Here is a 22,180-nt window from a genome sequence, read left to right as displayed (position 1 = left end):
TAATTTAGTCCACTTTGAAATATGGTGTGTCGCACGGTGTATCTAAAAGGTCTTTCAGTTCATCGTCTAAACGAACCAGTGTAATTGACATACCAATCATGTCCATCGAAGTCGCGTAGTTCCCAACAAGTGGGCTATGAATGTGTACACCTTTTTCTTTCAAAATTTCATCCACGCGGCGATAACAAATATATTGGTCCATCACTGGTAAACCGCCAAGTCCATTGATAAGTACATGTACTTCTTCGCCAGCAGTTAATTTCATTTCTTCTATAAGATAGCCCATAATTTGGTCAACTACTTTATCAGCTGGTTCGATGGAAGTACGTTTGATTCCTGGTTCACCATGAATCCCCATACCAACTTCCATTTCGCCTTCTTTCATTTCGAAAATAGCTTTACCAGTTACAGGAAGGGTAGAAGAAGAAAGCGCAACACCCATCGAGAACGTATTTGCATTAGCTTTTTCAGCAGCTTGTTTTACCGCATCTAGATCAAGTCCTTTTGCTGCTGCAGATGCCGCTGCTTTAAAGACAATTAAATCACCAGCCACGCCGCGACGATCTTCTACATTTTCAGCAGAGTAAATATCATCTGTTACAAGTACTGTTTCAACGCGAATACCGTCGTCCGCAGCCATTTCAGCGCCCATATCAAAGTTCATCACATCGCCAGCATAATTTCCGTACATATATAAACAACCTTTACCGCTATCAACAGCTTTTACTGCGTTATAACAAGGTTCTGGAGAAGGGGATGTATTAATATTTCCGACTACCGCCGCATCCGCGAAATCTTTCCCAACATAACCAAGGAAAAGTGGTTCATGACCAGAACCGCCACCAACGATAATCCGCACGCGAGGTTCTTCGCTCATTTGTTTGCTTACGATTACTCGCTTATCATTTTCTGCAAAATCTACGTATTTCCCTTGTGCCGCAACATAACCAGCTAACATTTCTTCTACTGCTTCATACCCATCATTCACTAAACGTCTCATTTTTCTTCCTCCTTCATATTTTTATAAGAATAGTGATAGTAAAAATCCGCCAAGCACGCCGCCAACAACAGCTGCTGCCAAATTGACTACCGATTTAGAAAATTTACCGCCTGTTAAAAGGGAAGCTGTGAATACACCAATACCTGCTGCAACCGCCATATCTACCCAAACTGTTCCAGATTGATAGATCATTGATTTTGGAATACCATGATTAATTGTCCAAACTGTACCAACGATAAATGCTGCTGCCATCCAACCTCCGATAGCACCCCATTCATCAACCATTTTCCCCCACATCATTCGAATAGCAAAAGGGAATAAAAAGCCACCTGCAATCGTTGCTAATGCAATACCAATGCTCATTATTTACACTCCTTTTTAGACTAATTGATTTTCGTTTAAACGCTCTTCTTCTTTCATATTCATGCCAGGTTCTGTTTTTTCTTGTTTTGCTTCATGTTTTCTTGCCATATCTTTTTCAATTGCTGCTGCTACGATTCCAGCTAAAACGGCTCCAATCGCAACAAGACCAATCGTTGGAAGCGAACTTACTAACTCGCCACCACCACGCATAAAGACATCACGCATAATTCCGCAAATCCCAATTCCGACAGCCATATCAACGAACGCTGCATCTTCATCATTTTCGATTAAACCAACATGGTGATTCATAAACCACATTGGACCAATAATAATGAACGCTGCCAGATAACCTCCAAAAATACCATAATTCTCGGCCAGTGGAGTCCAAACACTCATAACAATCATACCTGCGATACAAAAACCAATCATTCCTCTAAAGAATTTCATAATAAACTCCTTTCGAAAATAGTATTGTCATGTAAAAATTAATTTACATTGTTCCCAGTTACAAAATTGCGTTTTATTACTTTTTTAATGCACATTTGTGAGTTCTTGTAGGATAGCTTCTTTGGATGGATTAACGAGAGATTGAACAGCAGCAGTAAATGCGCCTTCAACTAATGGGGCATCAATCATCGTTGTTTTTTCTAGAAGTTCAGTATCTAATAATTCAAGTGCTGTTTCGGTACTTAAGATAGCGCTTCCAATATCGCAAAAAATATAAATATGTTCAGAATTAGTGCAAGTCGCGATATTATCAGCTATCATGAGTGCATTTGTACCAAGGCGCCCATCGCCAGTTCCGCCAGAAGAAATAATATGTACTGTATCTCCAACCATTTCAACAATCATTTCCTGGAGGCCTTCTGTGATTTTTTGACTGTGAGATACTAAAACAATACTTATCATTTGGTTGCTCCTTTCTGTTTTTAATTGTGTTTAGTTGCTATTTAAATCCTAACATACTTGTTTTTTATTGTAAAGTGTTATCTTTTGTTGTGTTTTATAAAATATATTTGTGTTTTGTTATTTTTTTGGGTAATATGTATATACATAAAGAAATCATTGATAGGTAAAAGGAGGGCGAGCAGATGTTTCCATTTGAAAGACAAAACAAAATTATTCATCTACTAGACCAAAATAACAAAATAACTGTACCAGAATTAAGTCGTATCTTGGATGTCTCGATTAGCACCATCCGAAATGATTTATCTGCGTTAGAAGAAAGCGGGATGATAAAAAAAGTACACGGGGGTGCGGTACTTTTAAAAAGCGAAGAGAAATTTACTAATTTTAATGACCGGATTATTCGTAACATCGAAGAAAAAGAAGCGATTGCGAAAGAAGCGGCGACTTTAGTAAAAAACAACCAAACGATTATCCTTGACGCCAGTTCAACGGCGCTTGCACTAGCAAAAGAATTACATGGTTTTTCAAGACTGACTGTGATTACAAGCGGTCTTTATACGGCGATCGAACTAAAAGACAACCCGAATATTAGCGTTATTTTAACTGGCGGGATTGTAACAACGAACTCTTTCACACTCGAAGGGATTCTTGGCGCAAATTTAATTGAAAATATCCACGCTGATTTATGTTTTATGTCAGCTAAAGGTTTTACAATGGAAGAAGGCTTAACCGATTTCAACATTTATGAAACTGAACTAAAACGACTTCTTGCAAAAAGAACCAATAAACTGGTTGCACTTCTAGATCATACAAAAATGGGCGTAATCTCCACCGCAAGCATTACAACAGCAGAAAACATCGATTTACTAATTACAGATAACAAGATAAATAAAGCATTATATAAAAAATTCCAAGATGCGGGACTTCCTGTCAAAATTGCGGAATAAAATAGAAATTGAAACTCTTTGGGCAACAATTGGTTCAAAGAGATTTTTTTGATAGGAGATTGAAAATGGATTATATTATTTCAACTGATTTACCAAATGCGGAGGAATTTGTTAAACTTCGAGTGGATGCTGGTCTTAGTTTTCGATCTATTGAAGTATCACGTCAGGCTCTGTTGAAGAGTGTGTATTTTGTGGGGCTACGTTCGAAGGGAGACGATGCACTTATTGGAATGGGACGGCTCGTTGGTGATGGAATTATATTTATCGTTTCTGATATAGCAGTACTTCCGGAATTTCAAGGTAAGGGTTATGGAAAACTAATTATGACCCATATTAAAAATTATATTGATTCAAATTTAGATAAAACTGCTTGTGTTACATTACTTGCCGATGTACCAGCTGATGGTTTATACAAACAATTTGGCTTTCGGGAGTCAGCACCAGCTTCAATCGGAATGATTTACCAAATGAAATGAAAACAGCTTGAGGGTGTCCTCGAGCTGTTTTTTTATGTTTCTGCTGATAAGAAAATGGGAACAAGATACTATTAAACTTTTTGTCAGGGGGAGCAAGATGAAATCTAAAGGGAGACTGTTTTTGTACGTTGTTTTGGCGTTGTCGATTGTTATTGGGACGAATGTATTTATAAAAATAGACGCATACGCAGCCGCTGCACCGCCAGCTGCAATCAGTCAGATTTTTCCAGATGATGCTTTAGCGAAAGAAATTCAAACTGCACTCGGAAAGTCTAGTACAGCAGAGGTTGTCACACAAACAGATTTAGATACTATTAATTCATTAACCCTTACATCTAAAGGTATCAGCTCCATAGATGGTATGAACTACTTGACCAATTTAGAAACTTTAATTTTATCAAGTAATCAAGTAAGCGATATTTCGCCACTGAAGGGATTAACTAACTTGACCAAGCTTCAGCTAAGTGGAAATCCGATTAGCGACATTAGCGCACTTAGTAACTTAAAAAACTTACAAGCTCTAGATATTAACGACGCGCAAATTACTGACATCACGCCACTGAGCGGTTTAACAAATCTAAAGGGTTTAGGCTTATATAATAATCAATTGGATAACCTTAGTGGAGTAAACAATTTACAACAACTCCGCTCCTTAAATGTTAGTAATAATAAGCTTACAAACCTAGATGAGCTACAAGCGCTAAGCAATTTAGGCGTTCTATACGCAAATGGAAACCAAATTAACAATCTTCAGGGGCTAAGTACTTTAAAAAATCTGTTCTTGCTTGATTTATCAACGAACCAAATTGTGGATACTACTCCACTCGCCGGCTTAACCAATGTACAAACACTATACTTATCAAACAATCAAATTAGTGATGTAACTGGTCTTTCGAGTTTAATAAATTTAGATTGGCTCGATATAAGTCAAAATAAAATTAGCAATATTAGACCTTTAAACAGTTTAACAAAGCTAACAATTATTCAAATGACCAATCAATTAATCGTAAACGAACCAATAAGTTTCGAAAGCACCATAACTATTCCTAATTTAATAAAAAACATTGCGGAACAAACGATTGATCCAGATACGATTAGCGATAGCGGTGTGTATGCGAATGGATCAGTTACGTGGAATTTACCTACTTATATTCCAAAAGTCAGCTATACTTTTATTGAACGTGATACGGTTGGGAATGCAACTGGTAATTTCAGTGGGACTGTAGAACAACCATTAGTGCAATATTTTAAAGCGACTTTCAATATTGAAGGGCAAGAAACAACGGAAAATGTCGAAACAGGGACGCTATTACAAGAACCACCAACACCAGTCAAAGAGGGTTATACTTTTAACGGGTGGTATGATGCTGAAACAGGTGGAACAAAATGGGATTTTACAGCCGATACGATGCCAGCAAATGATATAACCTTGTATGCCCAGTTTAGTATTAATAGTTATACCGCGACTTTTGATGTAGATGGCGTCATTTCTACTCAAACTGTAGACTATCAAGGCTTACTGGAAGAGCCCCCAGCGCCAACTAAAGAGGGTTATACATTTAAAGGTTGGTATGATGCCAAAACTGGTGGAACAAAATGGGACTTCACAAACAATCAAATGCCAGCGAAAGATATAACCTTATATGCCCAGTTTAGTATTAATAGTTATACCGCAACTTTTGATGTAGATGGCGTTATTTCTACTCAAACGGTAGATTATCAAGGTTTACTAGAAGAGCCACCAGCACCAACTAAGGATGGTTATACATTTACAGGTTGGTATGATGCCAAAACTGGCGGAACAAAATGGGATTTCACAAACAATCAAATGCCAGCAAAAGACATAACCTTGTATGCCCAGTTTAGTAAAGATGCAGCTCCTGGGGGAGGAAGCGATGAAGGCGGAGGCAACTCTGAAAATAGTACAGATGGAACTACTAATACGGATACTATCAACCACATCGTACTACCAGCAACAGGAGATCACCGTGTACTTTTTCCAATTTTTATTGGGACATTTCTTACGGGTTTAGCACTACTTACACTTAGAAGAAAATAAATGAAAAAGCAGCTGCATGACGCAGCTGCTTTTTTTGAAACTTATTTTTTCAATTCTCGTTCCATCTGCAAACGTTGTACTTTCATCGTTGCAGTGCGCGGAATTTCATCATATTTCATCACAATTGGCTCATTCATATGTGGTAGATCAGAAACTGCGTCCCACCATGCATCCCAGTTCATTTCTTTATCATCATGAACAGCGATAATTGGTTGCGGGCTGCCGTTTTCACCGCGGATAATAACGACTTCATCGAGGAAAGTAAGCGTATCAAGCAGTTTATCTTCAATCGCAAGTGTGCTATCAATCGTTTCGACTAAATCAACTTGACGATCTTGCAAGAATAAGCGGCCTTGTTCATCTTTCATACCGTAGTCACCGCTGTCCCACCAAGGTCCATACACATTTTCTTCAAAACGAGCTTCTTCTTTGTAATAAGTAAGGGCGCGACCTTTAGACAGCATTTGGATATTACCGCTAACTCCGGGTGCAACTGGATTACCGTCTTGGTCCACAATCCGAACCTCGGTTAAACCTGGGACACCAATTCCCATATCACGAGCATTTAACGTTTCGATGGATTGCAGTGTATGGCCACGTAAAATCATTGGACCACATTCACTTTGCCCATAAATTTGTAAGAAAATTGGTTTTTTATATTCAGAAGTACGAAGGAAAACCGCCATTGTTTCTTTGTTAATCGCATCAAATGTAGAATGATAAAATTTAATGCTTTGGAAAACATCTGGTTTTTCACGAGCAAGGGAAGCCCATTGTACAAAATGGTTTGGATGGGTTTCAAGCACGTATGGTTTATATTCGCGTAGTACTTTTTCAATATTTGTTTTAGAAGGATTTGCGATTGGTAATAATGGGAAACCAAGTGACATCAAGGAAGAAACTCCAATATTAAAACGAGAATGAACAGGTGAAATATGGAAAGCCACTAGTCCTCGCGGTTTGATGAAATTAAGAATGCGTCTTTGGTATTTCGTTCTCCAGCCCATCGAATTAGCGGAGTGCGCAATTAATTTTGGCACGCCAGTTGTTCCAGATGTGTGGGTCATATAAGCAATCATATCTTTTGGTAATTCCTCTTGCTCGCAAGTATAGCCGTCTAATGGCGCTTTGAACAATTGTTCAGCATTGATCAATCTTGAGTCCGGCAAATTGTTTAACTGATGGCTTTTATCAGAAGTCTCAGAGTCAAAAAGTAACCAAGGTTGATCAAGGCGATTAACAAAAATATCAATTGTGGATGCTGGAAGATGAGGCGAGACCATAATTGGCACAGCACCAATATAAGAAATCGCAACTGCTAAAATATAAGAATCAAATTTGGCAGATTTATAAACGATTACTTTTTCTTCTTTACGCACACCAAATCTATGTAGATGAGCTGCTTTTTGGATGATAGCTTCTTCGCATTTTTTGTAAGTGGTGTGAAGACCTAATTCAGGAAAAGTAACAAGTTCTTCATCAAAATGGATTGGCATTTCTGGATAGCGTTCAGCAGATTTTTTGAAGTTGGTATAAAGATTAAGCGGTTCATACTTTTTTATCGTCATATGGCGATGCTCCTTTAATATTTGATGTTGTTATTATATCACTTTGTCGAAATAATGAGGAGTGGTTACTAAAAACATTTTCGTCATTTTAAAAAAATCTGTAAATTGCTTGTTTTCTTAATTCAAGAAATCCTACAGATACCCTATAAAGAAATCTCAATTAATGATATAATATGTTAATATAATCACAAACTGTTTGGCAGAAGGAAAATTTTTAAAAAAAGTGGAGGTACAAAAAATGAAAAAAAGGTTAGCTACAACTCTCATCATGCTACTATCACTTGCATTAATCATCGCAGGTTGTGGCAGTAACAACACAAGTAAAAGTGACTCGGCGAAAACGAAAGAAAAAGAAAAAACAGAAGTAACATCAGGGGCGTCGAAAACAAGTTATACAGACCCATCTGAATTAAAAGATAAATACGATATTGTTATCGTTGGTGCAGGTGGCGCGGGAATGTCAGCAGCACTAGAAGCAAAATCTAAAGGGATGAACCCAGTAATTCTTGAAAAAATGCCACTTGCAGGCGGAAACACAATGAAAGCCTCTTCTGGTATGAATGCATCTGAAACTAAATTCCAAAAAGAACAAGGAATTAATGATAGCAATGACAAGTTTTATGAAGAAACATTAAAAGGCGGTCACGGAACAAACGATAAAGCAATGCTTCGTTTCTTCGTAGATAACTCCGCTAGTGCAATTGATTGGTTAGACTCTATGGATATTAAATTAAACAACTTAACTATCACAGGCGGAATGAGCGAAAAACGTACCCACCGTCCTGAAGATGGCTCAGCAGTTGGTAAATACTTAGTAGACGGTTTACTAAAAAATGTGCAAGAACAAAAAATTCCAGTCTTCGTTAATGCAGATGTAAAAGAAATTACACAAAAAGACGGAAAAGTAACTGGTGTTAAAGTAAAATTAAACAATAAAGACGAAAAAACAATTAGCTCGAACGCAGTAGTTGTAACAACTGGTGGTTACGGTGCTAATAAAGATATGATTGAAAAAGAACGTCCAGACTTAAAAGGCTACGTAACAACGAACCAAGAAGGAAGTACTGGCGACGGTATTAAAATGATTGAAAAACTTGGCGGGACAACAGTAGATATGGACCAAATCCAAGTTCACCCAACAGTTCAACAAGATAAGTCTTACCTTATCGGTGAAGCTGTCCGCGGTGAAGGTGCGATTTTAGTTTCTCAAGAAGGTAAACGTTTTGGAAACGAACTAGATACACGTGATAACGTAACTGCTTCCATCAATAAATTACCAGAAAAATCCGCTTACCTAATATTCGATTCAGGCGTAAAAGATCGCGTAAAAGCTATCGCGCAATACGAAGAAATGGGCTTTGTTGAAGAAGGTAAAACAATTGATGAATTAGCTAGCAAAATCAATGTTCCAAAAGAAGAACTAACGAAAACATTAGACACTTGGAATGCAAGCGTTAAAAACAAAAAAGACGAAGCATTTGGTAGAACAACTGCAATGGATAATGATTTATCCAAAGCTCCATACTACGCAATCAAAATCGGCCCAGGAATTCATTACACAATGGGTGGCGTAAAAATCAATACAAATACAGAAGTTTTAGATAAAGACGGTAAACCAATCACAGGTCTATTTGCTGCAGGCGAAGTAACTGGTGGCTTACACGGGGAAAACCGTATCGGTGGGAACTCTGTCGCTGAAATCATTATTTTTGGACGTCAAGCTGGCGATAAATCAGCAGAATTTGTAAAAGCGAAGTAAAAATTTCTTAACCAATAGTTATGTGATTAATTAAAAATAAAAACTTGCTAAGACGCTTAAAATAGACGTTTTAGCAAGTTTTTTTATTGGCTAAGTAAAGCGATAGTGTAGTACTATGGATAGGAGCTAATACTAATTTTAAAGCTTTAATAAGGAGGAAATAATATGTTGAAAATGGGTTTTATCGGAAATGGGAAAAGCACGAATAGATACCATTTACCGTTTATTTTAGAGCGCGATAATATTGAAGTGAAGACGATTTATAATCGAAATCCCAAAACAGCCACATGGGACAAAATCGAAGGGGTACATTATACAACAGATTTAGATGAGCTATTAAAAGACCCTGAAATAAAGCTAATTACCATTTCAACTACACAAAGCTCTCATTTTGAATATGCAAAAATGGTCTTGGAAAATGGCAAAAACGTACTTGTTGAAAAACCATTTATGATGACTTACGACGAAGCTAAAGAAATATTCGAACTAGCTAAAGAACGCGGTTTACTAGTACAATGCTACCAAAATCGTCGTTTCGATTCCGATTTCCTCACAGCACAAAAAGTGATTGAAAGCGGAAAATTAGGTGATTTATTGGAAGTAGAAATGCATTATGACTATTTCCGTCCAGAAATCCCAGAATCCGTCCATGAATTTAAATTCTACGATAGCTATCTTTATGGTCACGGCTGCCACACGATTGATCAAGTTTTATCTTATTTCGGAAAACCAGACGACATTCACTACGATGTGCGCCAACTGCTCGGCGAAGGACGAATGAACGATTATTTCGACCTTGATTTATATTATGGCGTAACAAAAGTTTCTGTAAAATCAAGCTACTTCCGCATAAAAGCCCGTCCAAGTTTTGTCCTATACGGCAAAAAAGGCATGTTTACAAAGGAAACAAAAGACCGCCAAGAAGAACATTTAAAACTCTTTTATATGCCAAGTAATCCGGACTTTGGGATTGACTTACCAGAACACTACGGCACGCTAACGTATGTCGATGATGCAGGAGTTTGGCACGAGGAAAAAGTTATTTCCGAAGTTGGCGATTATGGTCGCGTGTACGATGATTTATACGAAGCGATTATTAATGGAAAACCTAAACAAGTAACGGACGAAGAAACCTTGCTACAAATGGAGATTTTGGAAAAAGGCGTCGAAGCTTGTAAATAAAAAAATGTCCGCGAGAGGAATCTTGCGGGCGTTTTTTTAGATAAAAATGATTGATTTCGTTCAAATAAACTATCAAAACAACCGTAAAAATGAACTTTTTGCATAATACACCCATAATATTGAATGAAGTCGTTCAGCGTGATATAGTGTAATCAAACAAGTGAAGCGCTTACTTTGTTGAGAGAGGATGTGCATTATGAATATATCGAATTTAATTAATGAAAACCGAATTATTTTTGATGATCGTATTCAAACAAAACAATTATTATTTGAAAAAGCAGCTGAAGTACTAGGTGAAGAAGGGTCTATAACAAATCCAAAAAAATTTATACGTGACTTATACAAACGAGAAGAAGAAACTTCCACTGGAATTGAAGATGGTTTTGGCATCCCTCATGCAAAAAGTAAATATGTAAAAGAACCGTTGATTGTTTTTGTTCATTCTGGCATTATTACTGATTATTTTGGATTAGATGATTCACCGATTGAATGTAGTTTTCTTATTGGTGTTCCGAAAAAAGCCACAGATGTCCATTTGCAAATATTAAGTGAGCTGTCAAGGAAGTTAATGAACGAAGAATTTCGCGAAAAATTAAAAAATTCCAAAAACGAAACTGAAATTATAACAATTTTATCGAACTAAGGAGGCGTTTCACATGAAAATAGTTGGTGTTACTGCTTGTCCCACTGGTATTGCTCATACGTATATGTCTGCCGAGAAATTAACTATAACGGCAGAAGCGCTTGGTTACGAAGTGAAAATCGAGACTCAAGGAGCAAAAGTAGAAAATGTTTTAACAAAAGAAGACATCGCGACTGCTGATTATGTCATTTTGGCAGTGGATAAAGAAATAGATACATCAAGATTCGCTGGAAAGAAAATTAAAAAAGTATCCACTTCCAGAGCGATTAAAGAGGCTGATGTGGTTATTGAAGAAACTATTTCAGGCAAAGGGTTAATCAATTTAGAGGCGAAAAGTTCGGATGTAAGCTCTGAACAACCTTCAAAAGCAAGTTTATATAATCACTTTATGAATGGTGTTAACTATATGTTGCCATTTGTTATAGCTGGCGGGATTTTAATTGCCATTAGTTTTGCTTTTGGGATTGATGCCTCAAACCCTGACTCTGATTCGTATAACGCTTTAGCAGCTGCATTTTCTAAAATTGGTGGGGATACTGCGTTTGGTTTAATGGTTCCAGCACTTGCAGCAGGGATAGCGGTTTCTGTGGCTGGTCGAGCAGGATTTGCGCCCGGACTTGTCGCAGGGACACTGGCGACTGTTGGTGGATCAGGATTTCTAGGCGGTATGATTGGTGGTATTTTGGCTGGTTACGTGGCGCATTTCTTTGCTAATAAAGTCAATGTCACTAAATCACTTGCTTCGATTTATCAATTGATTGTTGTACCACTTTTAGGGATTACGATTGTTGGTTTGGCAATGGTATTTATTATTGATACACCAATCGCTTGGGTTTTAAATGCGCTTACGAGTTGGTTAAATGGACTTGGTGAGACATCCGGCGTTGTATTTGGACTACTCATTGGTGTGATGATGGCAGCCGATATGGGAGGTCCAATCAATAAATCTATTTCAACCTTTTCAATTGGGTTAATGTCAGCGGGTGTAACGGCGCCGATTGCGGCTTGTATGGCTGCCGGAATGGTTCCACCACTTGGATTAGCACTCGCAACATTATTATTTAAAAACAAATTTACAAAAGAAGAAAAAACAGCGGGGAATTCTTGTTGGGTGTTAGGTGCATCCTATATTACTGAAGGAGCAATTCCTTTCGCAGTTGCTGATCCGCTTCGGGTTATCCCGAGTTTGATGTTAGGTTCTGCAACAGCGGCTGCAATTTCGATGGGAGCAGGTGTTACTTCGATGGCGCCTCACGGTGGAATTTGGGTAATGTTCATTCCAAACGTTATTAACCATCTATTTATCTACTTACTAGCAATTGCAGCAGGTACAGTCGTGACAGCAATTTCTGTCGGACTATTAAAAACCCCATTAAACAAGCGAAAAAATAAAGAGGAGATGATATAATGTTATATACAATGAAAGATCTTTTAGCAGTAGGAAAAGAACATCAGTTTGCGGTACCAGCATTTAATATCTGTAGTTTTGATATGTTAAAGGCGATAATGGAGGAAGTGGAGGCAAATAATGCTCCTGTAATTTTAGAAATTCATCCGGATGAAATAGAGTACCTCGGTGATAACTTTGTTGCAACAGTAAGAGAATACGCACATAGAAGTAAGGTGCCGGTCGTTATTCATATGGATCACGGTGGAACAATTAAAGATGTGATGCGGGCTATTAGAAATGGCTATACTTCCGTCATGATTGACGCTTCAAGAGCTAGTTATGAAGAGAACGTGGCGTTGACTAAACAAGTGGTTGAGCTTGCGCATAAAGTCGGTGTTTCTGTTGAAGCGGAACTTGGAACAATCGGGAACAATGGTTCAGCAGAAGGCGGGGCGGATACAATCATATATACTGATCCTGACCAAGCAGAAGATTTCGTACAGAGAACTGGCATTGATACGTTGGCCGTAGCGATTGGAACGGCGCATGGTTTATACCCTAAAGATAAAAAACCAGAACTGAATATGCCTCTTTTAAAAGAATTAAATAAACGCTTGGATATTCCGTTTGTACTTCACGGTGGTTCAGGAAATCCAGATAAAGAAGTCAGTGAATCTGTACAGTACGGCGTTAGGAAAGTAAACCTTAGTTCAGATCTGAAAAGCGTGTTTTTTGAAGAGGTTCGCCGCGTTTTAGTGGATAATCCTGCGATGTATGAACCAAATCAAGTGTATCCATCAGCTAATGAAAAAGTAAAAGAAGTTGTAAGACATAAATTACACATTTTAAATACTACTGGTCAAGCAGATAAATACTAATAAGAAGGGTAGAAGCGCTAGTTATAGTGCTTTTGCCCTTTAAGGAGTGGAGGAACATGTTAAGCACAGCAAAAGAACGGCAACTAAAAATCGTTAACCGGCTAAAAGTGGAACAATTTATGCGGATTATTGATTTAGTGGAGCTTGTCAACTACAGCGAAGCCACTGTTAAACGGGATTTAGTAGAATTGGAAAAAGAAGGGCTTGTGAGACGAACAAGAGGCGGCGCAATGATTATCGATAATAAAAAAATCGATTTGCCTTATTTAATGAAAATGAATGAGCGAAGTAATGAAACGAGTAAAATAAGAATTGCCGATATTGCAAAATCACTGATTCGCGATGATATGGTGATTTTCTTAGACTCGAGTTCAACATCACTGCATTTAATCGACGTTTTAAGTAAATTTGATGGACTGCAAATTATTACAAACGGCGTCATGACGGCTTCCATGCTATCAGAATTTACAAATGCAAGAGTTAGTATTTTAGGAGGCTCGATTTTAACGAAGCGATACACGGTAAACGGCGCAAAAGCATACAATGATGCCCTAACTTATAATGCGGATATTGCTTTTGTTTCATGCCGCGGGATTGACTATGACAAAGGCGCAACAGAAACACATGAAGGTGAAGCACTCATCAAACAAGCTTTCAGGCGCCAGTCAAGTTCGCTCGTTTTACTTGTTACAGAAGAAAAAGTAGGACACAAGTTTATGCACCAAAGCTTAGCATGTCATGATATTGACTATTTAATTACGGACTTCAAACTGGACTCAGATGTAGAGGAACAGTTCAAAACCCATCAAATTACTTGTTTGTATTAATTGAAAAATGCCTTGAAATCCACATCCGATTTCAAAGCATTTTTTTCATTTTCATTTCCTTATCCATTCGCCGCACAGTAAAACCAGACACAACAATGCTAATCTCATACAGCCCTATGAGCGGAATGGTAATCATCAAATGCGATAAGATTTCTGGTGGAGCGATGAATGCAGCGATAATCAATAAGCAGAAGTAAGCATATTTCCGTGCGCGCCGCATTCCGTTTGGTGTTATCAGTGACAACCTCGTTAACAGCATAATTACCATCGGAAGTTCAAATAATACACCGAATGAAAGCACAATTTGTAGTAAAAATTGAAAATAAGTTGCGAGGCCAATCGTCGTTTCAACGCCAAGTTCAGCCGCGAATTGGAACATAAATTTTAAAATAAATGGAAAAGTAATTACATAAGAAAAAACGACACCGCATAAAAAAAGTAAAAAAGTAATCGGAATATAGCGCAGGGTAATTCGTTGTTCGGATACGTGTAGACCCGGTTTCACAAATGCCCATAATTGATATAAAATAACTGGAAATACTAAGACTAGTCCGATAACAAACGCCATTTCGATATAGATTTGAAAAGCATCCGTCACTTTAAAAACGTGCAAAATCACTTCTTTTGGTAAGTCATCTTTTTGGAGAAATAAAATTAACGGCTTGGAAACGAAAAGCCCCACAAAGAAAGCGAGAAAAAAGGATAGAAGTATGATTAATAATCTGGTTCGCAATTCTTTCAGGTGTCCAGTGAGGCTCATGGAAACTTCAGTCACGGGCGTGAATCTTCTTTTTTAGTTTCTTCTTTTGAATCATCCATCATGCCTTTTGTCGCATTTTTGAATTCGCGAAGAGTGTCTCCAGCAGCTCTACCAAGCTCTGGCAGTTTTTTTGGTCCGAAAATCACAAGGGCAGCTCCGACAATTAAAGCGATACTTCCTGGTCCGATCATTTCGATTTCCTCCATTCTTTAGTTGAAAATGATAATCATTATCAACTAATTCTAAATCGAAACCTACTGGATGTCAATCTGTTTTTCCGGTAGCAAGTTTAGTGATTACTTCTTCATCGCGAACGAGAATAGCTTCATGATTGCTAATCGGATGCATTTTTAAACTTTTAGTATAGTCAGCAACTATTTTTTGTGTTATTTTTTTAAACGGAATGTTGTTGTAGTGTGGGAGTGTGCAGAAATCGACTAAGTTTAAGGCATCGTAGTTTGTTAATTGTTCGGCTTTTTTGGGGCTGTCCATCGATTGAATGTACGCAATATTAGGTGAGGTGATAACTGCTCCGGCTGATTCACCGATGTATAATTTTCCAGCAGCAATTTCTTCTAAAATTAGTTTATCTGCCCCAGTTCGCTTTAATTCCTGTAACAAAAAGAAGGTATTGCCTCCAGTAACATAAATAAAATCATTTTTTCTGAGTGTCGCAGCAATGTGGTCTAAACTTTCTGTAGCAACATCGAGTTCTACGACGAATAACCCCAACTTCTCCAGTGCTTTCTTACCAGCTTCTACATAAAAAACTACTTCTTCGACTGTGCTAGCGGTCGGGATAAAAGTAACGGTTTTTCCTTGGAGATTGCTTTCAAATTCGTTAAATAAGGGTACAACATCTTTAAAAGACGAGGTTAAAAATAAGTTTTTCATCATTCTAGCTCCTTTGGTTTGGTTTCTAGTTATAGTATAATATTAAAAGGTATCAAATAGTGACACCTTTTAATATTAAAAAAAGAAAAGAGATAGCGATGAATAAATCAGAACGACTAAATGATATGATGTTGTTTTTAAATGATAAAAATACGTTTCAATTAAGCGAGATAATGGCAAAATATGGCGTTTCTCGTAGTACTGCTATCCGAGACATAAAGTCTTTGGAAGAAATAGGGATGCCGATATATTCGGAACGGGGACGAAATGGTCATTATCAGGTGCTTCGTAACAGGCTACTTTCACCGATTGTCTTTAATATCGATGAGGTTTTTGCGCTTTATTTTTCGATGCTTACGTTAAAGGCTTATGAAACGACACCTTTTCATTTAAGTGTGGAAAAATTAAAAACGAAATTTGAACGTTGTCTTTCAGCTGAAAAAATCGAAATGCTTCGAAAAACGGAGGAAGTATTTAGTCTCGGCTATATAAAGCATAATAATCAATGTGAATTTCTAGATATTATTTTGCAATTTACGATGGAAGAGAAAGTGTGTCAGATTAATTATGATAAAAATGGGACTGAAAAAACGTATATTGTTCAATTTTATAATATATCTTCGGCGTACGGGCAATGGTATGTGACGAGCTATAACTTTAAGGATAAACGGATGCAGGTATTTCGCTGTGACAGAATTCTTGGGCTAAAAGAAAGTGATGCTTTTGAAGCCAAAAAATTAGTGGATTTTAAAAGAGCAGCCGAAAATTTTTATAAGAAAGAAGATGCAACTAATTTTGAAGTGGAAATTGCTTCAAATGGTGTTGATTTATTTTTTAAAGAAAATTATCCATCAATGAAGCTTCGACAAGAGCAAGGAAAAAATTTTATTCGTGGCTATTATAATAAAGGAGAAGAACGATTTATTATTAATTATTTACTAGGTTATGGCGATAAAATAATAGCCATTCAGCCAGATTCATTACGGGAAATGCTACTAAATGAGCTTGGTTCCTTGCAAAATCACTTTTTAAAATTATCGTTATAAAAAACTTCGATTCCATTATCGGAGTTTTTTTATTTGGATGAAAACATGAAAAAATTTATTGACTTTTTTGAACATGGAGAATATGATAATGATAATCATTTTCAATTAGAGAGAGGTGGGTTGTGTATGGGGCAAAAGCTTCTAGGCCGATTTATGGTGCTATTAAGCGTTTTAGCAGTGGTTTTGACTATCAATTTTAGTGAAACCTTTGCTGCAGAAAAACCGAATATTGATAAACCGGTCAAAGCATTAGAGCAAACTGAAACGGCAGTGGAAGCCCTTGATTATCCTAAAGCGAAGGAAGCTTTTCAAGAAGATAAATTATGGTGGTCAGAAAATAAACAAGTTGTTAAAGAAAAATCATATGACTTGGCCGGCCAGATAGATCGGCAAATTGCGGAAATATCGCTTGGGATTTTAAATAATGATAAACAGCAAGCGATGGAAGGGATTACTTCACTTCATAATTTGCTCAAGACCTATCAAGAGGGTACATATACGGATAACGAAGGCAATACAAACATTACTCTATCAAGCTATATTGCAAAACTGACTGCGACAAAGAAGCTGATAGATGAGAAAGAATGGGCAAAAGCATCAACCCAAATTCAAGACTTAAAAACAGAGTGGCTTGCGGTGGAAGGTGATGTGGTCAGTCAATCGCAAGCAGCTTACGATAATACCGAGCGCGATTTAATGTTGCTTGATGCGTATATTAATGATCCTACTAAACAAGCCAAAACAGCAGATGTTCTAGATGGGATGACGGAGGAGTTAAAACCTTTTGCAGATGTGACTTACACTTGGTTCGATGCTGCGCTAATCCCATTTCGCGAAGGACTTGAAGCACTTTTGATTATCGCGACACTTCTTACTTATACAAAAAGAACGAAGACACGCGCGGCGAAAAGATGGATTATCGGCGGGACTGCAGCTGGTTTGGTGGTTAGTTTGGCGCTTGGCATGGTCGTGGCGTTTTGGTTATCAGCGCTTGCCTTTGGAGATAATAATAATTTAATTAATGGTTGGGCTGGGCTGATTGCGAGTATTATGATGCTCTATGTCAGCTACTGGTTACATCGAAATTCAGATATTACTCGTTGGAATAACTACATGGAAGGAAAAAGTAATCAAGCACTCTCCAATGGAAAAATGATTTCCTTTGCATTTTTAGCATTTTTAGCGATTTTGCGGGAAGGTTTAGAAACGGTTGTTTTTCTAATTGGCATGGTTGGGCGGATGTCGAATTTTGAGCTGTTAATGGGAATTTTGGCAGGACTTGGTGTGTTGCTTATTATTGCTTTTGTGATGTTGCGATATAGCGTACATATCCCTGTGAAGCCATTCTTTATGATTTCTAGCGCGATTGTGTTTTACTTATGCTTTAAATTTATGGGGTCAGGAATTCACAGTTTGCAACTTGCTGGAGTCATTCCAACATCAGTAGAAGATTACTTGCCATCTATTCCAGCGCTAAGTATTTACCCATCTTGGTATAGCTTTTTACCACAAGTATTACTCGTTATTTTTGGATTAATTATTTTAATAAAACAACAAATTAAAAAAAGAGCGGATTCTAAAAAGGAATTCGCACAAGGGGGAAAATCATGAAAAAATGGATTATTGTTATGTTGACTATTTTAACAGCGGTATTAGTTGTTGGTTGCGGTGGAACAGGTACAGAAGATAAGGCAGAAACAAAAAAGGAAACAACAAAAGAAAGTAAGCAAGCAAATGCGGTCAAAAAAGAAGTAAAAGAAATGAAATCAAACTTGGATGACGTGAAAAAAGCCATTGCGGACAAAGACAAGAGCGCGCTTCAATCTAGTGCAGCTGAACTACATAAACATTGGTTAGAATTTGAAAATAACGTCCGTGACTTGTATCCATTACAATATACAGATGTCGAAAAATATGAAACACCAATTTTCTATGAATCAAAAAATGATAGCCCGAATTTTGATAAATTAAATGACAATGCGACTGGACTTGACGCGTCGCTAGATACACTTGCAAAAGCCAAAGAAACAAAAGCAAAAACTTCCGAAGTGCTTGATAAAGCGGTAGATAATTATTATAAATATGTAACAGATCAAGTAGATGAATTCGTTGCACAAACTGAAATCTTCACGAATGCCGTGAAATCTGGTGATATTGAAAAAGCAAAAGCTACCTATGTTTCGCCACGCTTGAATTACGAACGCATTGAACCAATTGCAGAAAGCTTTGGCGACCTAGATCCAAAAATCGATGCACGTATTAACGATGTGGAAAATGAAGCAGACTGGACTGGTTTCCACGTTATTGAACGCGCGCTTTGGGAAAAGAAATCACTTGATGGCATGGACGTTTACGCGGATAAACTTTTAACAGATGCAAAGGCGCTTCAAGCGGAAGTGAAAAACTTGAAATTAGAGCCAAAACCAATGGTCGCAGGTGCGATGGAATTACTGAATGAAGCCGCAACAACGAAGATTACTGGGGAAGAAGAAGCATACTCTCACACGGATTTAGACGATTTAAATGCGAATGTGGAAGGTTCAAAAGTAGTCTACCAAGCGATTATTCCAGCTTTAAATGCTCAAGATAAAGACTTAGCTGACCAAATTGATGCAGCTTTCAACAAAATGGAAGACACATTAGCGAACTACAAAAATGGTGATTCATTCGTACTCTATACAACGCTTACGAAAGACCAAATTCGTGAAATCAGTGACCAATTGAGCCATCTTTCCGAATTAATGGCACAAACAGGTAAAATTTTCTAAGCATAGAAAGGAAAACGATGACAGATAAGAAGAGCGATAATCAGACGGAAAAGACAGAAGCCAAGGAAAACAAAGGAATGACTCGGCGTGAAATGCTAAAACTTTCTGCTGTAGCTGGGACCGGTATTGCCGTTGGGGCAACTGGTCTTGGCACGATTTTAAATGTGGTGGATCATGTGGATAAGGCGCTCATTCCGAAAGAAAAAGCAGAAACAGGTGTACCGTTTTATGCGACAAATCAAGCGGGAATTATCACTGCGCAACAAACCTATTGTTACATCGCCAGTTTTGATATTCAAACTGATTCACGTCAAATTTTGAAAGATTTATTTGGAAAATGGACAAAATTTGCGGATTTAACGGCAAGTGGCGGGGTTCTGCGCGATGTGGATAATGACATGTTACCGCCGAACGATACCGGGGAAGCTGATGGGTTAGGAATTTCTAACTTCACAGTGACACTAGGTTATGGTCCGACTTTTTTTGAAAAAGATGGCAAAGACCGATTTGGTGTAAGGGAGAAAAAGCCGAAGTATTTAGAAAAAATTCCACATATGGCGCATGATAGTTTGGATGAAGCTTATTCTGATGGTGATCTTTGTATCCAAGTGTGCGCTGATGATCAGCAAGTCGCTTTCCACGGAATTCGTAATTTTATTCGTTTAGCGAGCGGTGTTGCTGTAGTTCGCTGGATTGAAGAAGGTTTCCTCAGTGCGCCAAAAAACGAGACGCCACGCAATCTATTTGGCTTTAAAGATGGAACAGCAAACGTTGATCATGACTCAAACAAAGGCTACAAAGATGTCGTTTGGGCAGAAAATGACGAACCAGAATGGATGCGAAACGGCAGCTATCTTGGCTACCGCAAAATCCAAATGCTCATCGAAATCTGGGATCGTTCCTCCCTACTTGATCAAGAAGACACTTTTGGTCGGAAAAAAGCATCTGGTGCACCGTATCATAAAAAACATGAACACGATAAAGTCGACCCAAGCAAACTGCCAGCTGATTCACACGTGCGCCTAGCCAAAGACACGAAGCAACAAATGCACCGTCGCGCGTATTCGTACACAAACGGTATTGATAAAAGCACGGGAACGATTGATGCTGGATTGCTATTCATCTGCTTCACCCAAAATCCGTCCAAACAATTTCTGCCAATGCTAAGTATCATGGGAAAAATGGATAAATTAAACGAATATACTGTCCCAATTGGAAGCGCGATGTTTGCTTGCCAAGGCGGACTTGCTCCGGGAGAAATTTTTGGAGAAAAACTACTGTAGTCTAAGGTTCGTGAGCCTTAGACTTTTTTTGTATAATGAAGGTAAGTCAGTGATTAGAAGGAGCCGATTTTATTGGAGGAATGAGATTTATTAAATGTGGAACGTGAACTAACAGGGAAAACACATATCCGCGGTGAAAAACTAGCACCCGGAGAGCTTCATTTGGTTGTTCACGTATGTATTTTTAACGAAAAAGGGCAACTTTTAATCCAAAAGCGTCAAAAAGATAAAGAAGGTTGGCCGAATTATTGGGATCTTTCTGCAGCCGGTTCTGCGTTAAAAGGCGAAACAAGTCGACAAGCTGCTGAACGAGAAGTGAAAGAAGAACTAGGAATGACAATTGATTTAAGTAACACCCGTGCCAAATTCAGTTACCATTTTGAGGCAGGATTTGATGATTATTGGTTTATTACGAAAGACGTTGAACTAAGCGATTTAACATTACAAACAGAAGAAGTAGCAGATGTCCGTTTTGTCACCAAAGAAGAGTTAGAAGCATTAAGAAGTTCGGGCGAATTTATTCCTTATTTCTTTTTAAATCAACTTTTTGAACTTAAAAACGCCACAACTATTCACTTTTAACGAATATAGCTAAATTTCCACTTAACAAATTCGTTTCCTACACTTATAATAGTACAGAGACATGAGAAAAACTCCAATTAGAAAGCGAGTGGTAATATGGGCCGTAAATGGGCAAATATTAAAGAGAAAAAAGCGTCAAAAGATAAAACAAATAGTCGTATCTATGCGAAATTTGGAATTGAAATATATGTAGCGGCTAAATCAGGCGACCCAGATCCACATTCCAACCAAAAATTACGTTTTGTTATTGAACGTGCAAAAACATACAATGTGCCAAAACATATTATTGACCGTGCAATCGAAAAAGCGAAAGGTACTGGCGATGAAACTTATTCAGAACTGCGCTATGAAGGCTTTGGTCCAAACGGCTCGATGATTATCGTTGACGCACTGACAAATAATGTGAATCGTACAGCATCCGATGTTCGCGCAGCTTATAGCAAAAACGGCGGAAACATGGGCGTAAGTGGCTCTGTTGCGTATATGTTTGATAATACAGCTATTTTTGGTGTCGAAGGAAAAGACGCAGATGAGCTATTGGAACTTTTAATGGAAGCGGATATTGATGTTCGTGACATTTTAGACGAAGATGGCCAAGCGATTATTTATGCAGAACCAGAAGATTTCCATAAAGTACAAGAAGGTTTGAAAGCGGCTGGAATTGAAGAGTTCACAGTAGCGGAAATCGAAATGATCCCTCAAAACGATATTCAATTATCAGGTGAGGATTTAGAAAAATTCGAGAAACTAATTGATGCTTTAGAAGACCTAGAAGACGTGCAAAAAGTATATCATAACGTCGAATTAGAAGATTAACAGCCAACTATTACAACAATCGGAGGAATT

23 protein-coding genes are annotated in these 22,180 nt (G+C 37.9%); 15 read left to right on the top strand and 8 right to left on the bottom strand.

All coding sequences use genetic code 11. The features are described from left to right. Positions 1-4: 4 nt before the first annotated feature. From dhaK2 to dhaM2, 4 genes are all read right to left on the bottom strand, one after another. The gene (gene dhaK2, locus OC533_RS06690) at positions 5-1,000 is read right to left on the bottom strand and encodes a dihydroxyacetone kinase subunit DhaK2 (protein ID WP_003770294.1); all 996 of its coding nucleotides are present in this window, start codon (positions 998-1,000) and stop codon (positions 5-7) included. 21 nt (positions 1,001-1,021) lie between these two features. Continuing rightward, complete coding sequence (locus OC533_RS06685; RefSeq protein WP_003729093.1) at positions 1,022-1,363, bottom strand: Lin0368 family putative glycerol transporter subunit; 342 nt, start codon at positions 1,361-1,363, stop codon at positions 1,022-1,024. 15 nt (positions 1,364-1,378) lie between these two features. Then, the gene (locus tag OC533_RS06680) at positions 1,379-1,810 is read right to left on the bottom strand and encodes a Lin0368 family putative glycerol transporter subunit (protein WP_003735498.1); all 432 of its coding nucleotides are present in this window, start codon (positions 1,808-1,810) and stop codon (positions 1,379-1,381) included. 84 nt (positions 1,811-1,894) lie between these two features. Continuing rightward, positions 1,895-2,272, bottom strand: a complete 378-nt coding sequence (gene dhaM2 / locus OC533_RS06675) for a dihydroxyacetone kinase phosphoryl donor subunit DhaM2 (RefSeq protein ID WP_194323156.1) — start codon at positions 2,270-2,272, stop codon at positions 1,895-1,897. Positions 2,273-2,454: 182 nt separating this feature from the next. Here dhaM2 and OC533_RS06670 point away from each other — a divergent pair, with 182 nt between their 5' ends. From OC533_RS06670 to OC533_RS06660, 3 genes are all read left to right on the top strand, one after another. Continuing rightward, entirely contained in the window at positions 2,455-3,219 is a 765-nt protein-coding gene (locus tag OC533_RS06670) for a DeoR/GlpR family DNA-binding transcription regulator (RefSeq protein ID WP_003765236.1), read from the top strand. Between the two features lie 65 nt (positions 3,220-3,284). Then, complete coding sequence (locus tag OC533_RS06665) at positions 3,285-3,695, top strand: GNAT family N-acetyltransferase (protein ID WP_185481932.1); 411 nt, start codon at positions 3,285-3,287, stop codon at positions 3,693-3,695. A 97-nt stretch (positions 3,696-3,792) separates the two neighbouring features. Then, positions 3,793-5,754: an InlB B-repeat-containing protein gene (locus OC533_RS06660; protein WP_194323157.1), complete on the top strand. Its 1,962-nt coding sequence runs from the start codon at positions 3,793-3,795 to the stop codon at positions 5,752-5,754. Positions 5,755-5,795: 41 nt separating this feature from the next. Here the strand turns inward: OC533_RS06660 and OC533_RS06655 are convergent, their stop codons facing one another. After that, entirely contained in the window at positions 5,796-7,322 is a 1,527-nt protein-coding gene (locus OC533_RS06655; RefSeq protein ID WP_003770304.1) for a class I adenylate-forming enzyme family protein, read from the bottom strand. 238 nt (positions 7,323-7,560) lie between these two features. Here OC533_RS06655 and OC533_RS06650 point away from each other — a divergent pair, with 238 nt between their 5' ends. The 6 genes from OC533_RS06650 to OC533_RS06625 all read left to right on the top strand — a co-directional run bounded on the left by OC533_RS06650 (position 7,561) and on the right by OC533_RS06625 (position 14,001). After that, positions 7,561-9,081 carry a flavocytochrome c gene (locus tag OC533_RS06650; RefSeq protein WP_033533463.1) on the top strand — a complete coding sequence of 507 codons (1,521 nt, stop codon included), beginning with the start codon at positions 7,561-7,563 and terminating at the stop codon, positions 9,079-9,081. A 165-nt stretch (positions 9,082-9,246) separates the two neighbouring features. Then, positions 9,247-10,263 (top strand): oxidoreductase, encoded by a 1,017-nt coding sequence (locus tag OC533_RS06645; protein ID WP_003760289.1) that lies wholly within the window; start codon positions 9,247-9,249, stop codon positions 10,261-10,263. 196 nt (positions 10,264-10,459) lie between these two features. Further along, complete coding sequence (locus OC533_RS06640) at positions 10,460-10,906, top strand: PTS sugar transporter subunit IIA (protein ID WP_045554010.1); 447 nt, start codon at positions 10,460-10,462, stop codon at positions 10,904-10,906. 13 nt (positions 10,907-10,919) lie between these two features. After that, on the top strand, positions 10,920-12,314 hold the full coding sequence (locus OC533_RS06635; RefSeq protein WP_160464302.1) for a PTS fructose transporter subunit IIC: 1,395 nt from the start codon (positions 10,920-10,922) through the stop codon (positions 12,312-12,314). Continuing rightward, positions 12,314-13,174 (top strand): ketose-bisphosphate aldolase, encoded by an 861-nt coding sequence (locus OC533_RS06630; protein WP_010990367.1) that lies wholly within the window; start codon positions 12,314-12,316, stop codon positions 13,172-13,174. The genes OC533_RS06635 and OC533_RS06630 overlap by 1 nt, the downstream gene beginning before the upstream one ends. Before the next feature lie 56 nt (positions 13,175-13,230). After that, complete coding sequence (locus tag OC533_RS06625; RefSeq protein ID WP_010990368.1) at positions 13,231-14,001, top strand: DeoR/GlpR family DNA-binding transcription regulator; 771 nt, start codon at positions 13,231-13,233, stop codon at positions 13,999-14,001. A gap of 31 nt (positions 14,002-14,032) precedes the next feature. On the opposite strand, the gene tatC is transcribed toward OC533_RS06625, so the two are convergent. From tatC to OC533_RS06610, 3 genes are all read right to left on the bottom strand, one after another. Then, positions 14,033-14,776, bottom strand: a complete 744-nt coding sequence (gene tatC, locus OC533_RS06620; RefSeq protein WP_185505406.1) for a twin-arginine translocase subunit TatC — start codon at positions 14,774-14,776, stop codon at positions 14,033-14,035. Further along, on the bottom strand, positions 14,773-14,952 hold the full coding sequence (tatA, locus tag OC533_RS06615) for a Sec-independent protein translocase subunit TatA (RefSeq protein WP_003760298.1): 180 nt from the start codon (positions 14,950-14,952) through the stop codon (positions 14,773-14,775). Before tatA ends, tatC begins: the two co-directional genes overlap by 4 nt. Positions 14,953-15,025: 73 nt before the next feature. After that, the gene (locus OC533_RS06610) at positions 15,026-15,655 is read right to left on the bottom strand and encodes a peptidase E (protein ID WP_185311313.1); all 630 of its coding nucleotides are present in this window, start codon (positions 15,653-15,655) and stop codon (positions 15,026-15,028) included. 98 nt (positions 15,656-15,753) lie between these two features. Between OC533_RS06610 and OC533_RS06605 the strand changes: the two genes are divergently transcribed. The 6 genes from OC533_RS06605 to OC533_RS06580 all read left to right on the top strand — a co-directional run bounded on the left by OC533_RS06605 (position 15,754) and on the right by OC533_RS06580 (position 22,150). Then, the gene (locus OC533_RS06605) at positions 15,754-16,701 is read left to right on the top strand and encodes a helix-turn-helix transcriptional regulator (protein ID WP_160464299.1); all 948 of its coding nucleotides are present in this window, start codon (positions 15,754-15,756) and stop codon (positions 16,699-16,701) included. Positions 16,702-16,827: 126 nt separating this feature from the next. Then, positions 16,828-18,312 carry an FTR1 family protein gene (locus OC533_RS06600; protein WP_194323159.1) on the top strand — a complete coding sequence of 495 codons (1,485 nt, stop codon included), beginning with the start codon at positions 16,828-16,830 and terminating at the stop codon, positions 18,310-18,312. Then, positions 18,309-19,469 carry an iron uptake system protein EfeO gene (efeO, locus tag OC533_RS06595; protein WP_010990373.1) on the top strand — a complete coding sequence of 387 codons (1,161 nt, stop codon included), beginning with the start codon at positions 18,309-18,311 and terminating at the stop codon, positions 19,467-19,469. Before OC533_RS06600 ends, efeO begins: the two co-directional genes overlap by 4 nt. Positions 19,470-19,486: 17 nt before the next feature. Beyond that, positions 19,487-20,752: an iron uptake transporter deferrochelatase/peroxidase subunit gene (gene efeB / locus OC533_RS06590; protein ID WP_194323160.1), complete on the top strand. Its 1,266-nt coding sequence runs from the start codon at positions 19,487-19,489 to the stop codon at positions 20,750-20,752. A 96-nt stretch (positions 20,753-20,848) separates the two neighbouring features. Next, on the top strand, positions 20,849-21,334 hold the full coding sequence (locus OC533_RS06585; protein ID WP_194323161.1) for an NUDIX hydrolase: 486 nt from the start codon (positions 20,849-20,851) through the stop codon (positions 21,332-21,334). 96 nt (positions 21,335-21,430) lie between these two features. Next, on the top strand, positions 21,431-22,150 hold the full coding sequence (locus OC533_RS06580; RefSeq protein ID WP_003723220.1) for a YebC/PmpR family DNA-binding transcriptional regulator: 720 nt from the start codon (positions 21,431-21,433) through the stop codon (positions 22,148-22,150). Positions 22,151-22,180: the final 30 nt, after the last annotated feature.

This window comes from Listeria sp. Marseille-Q6474 (assembly GCF_946902005.1).
GTDB classification, from domain to species: domain Bacteria; phylum Bacillota; class Bacilli; order Lactobacillales; family Listeriaceae; genus Listeria; species Listeria innocua.
The sequence above is the reverse complement of the archived record's forward strand: the minus strand, read 5'-3'. Positions and strand labels throughout refer to the sequence as shown.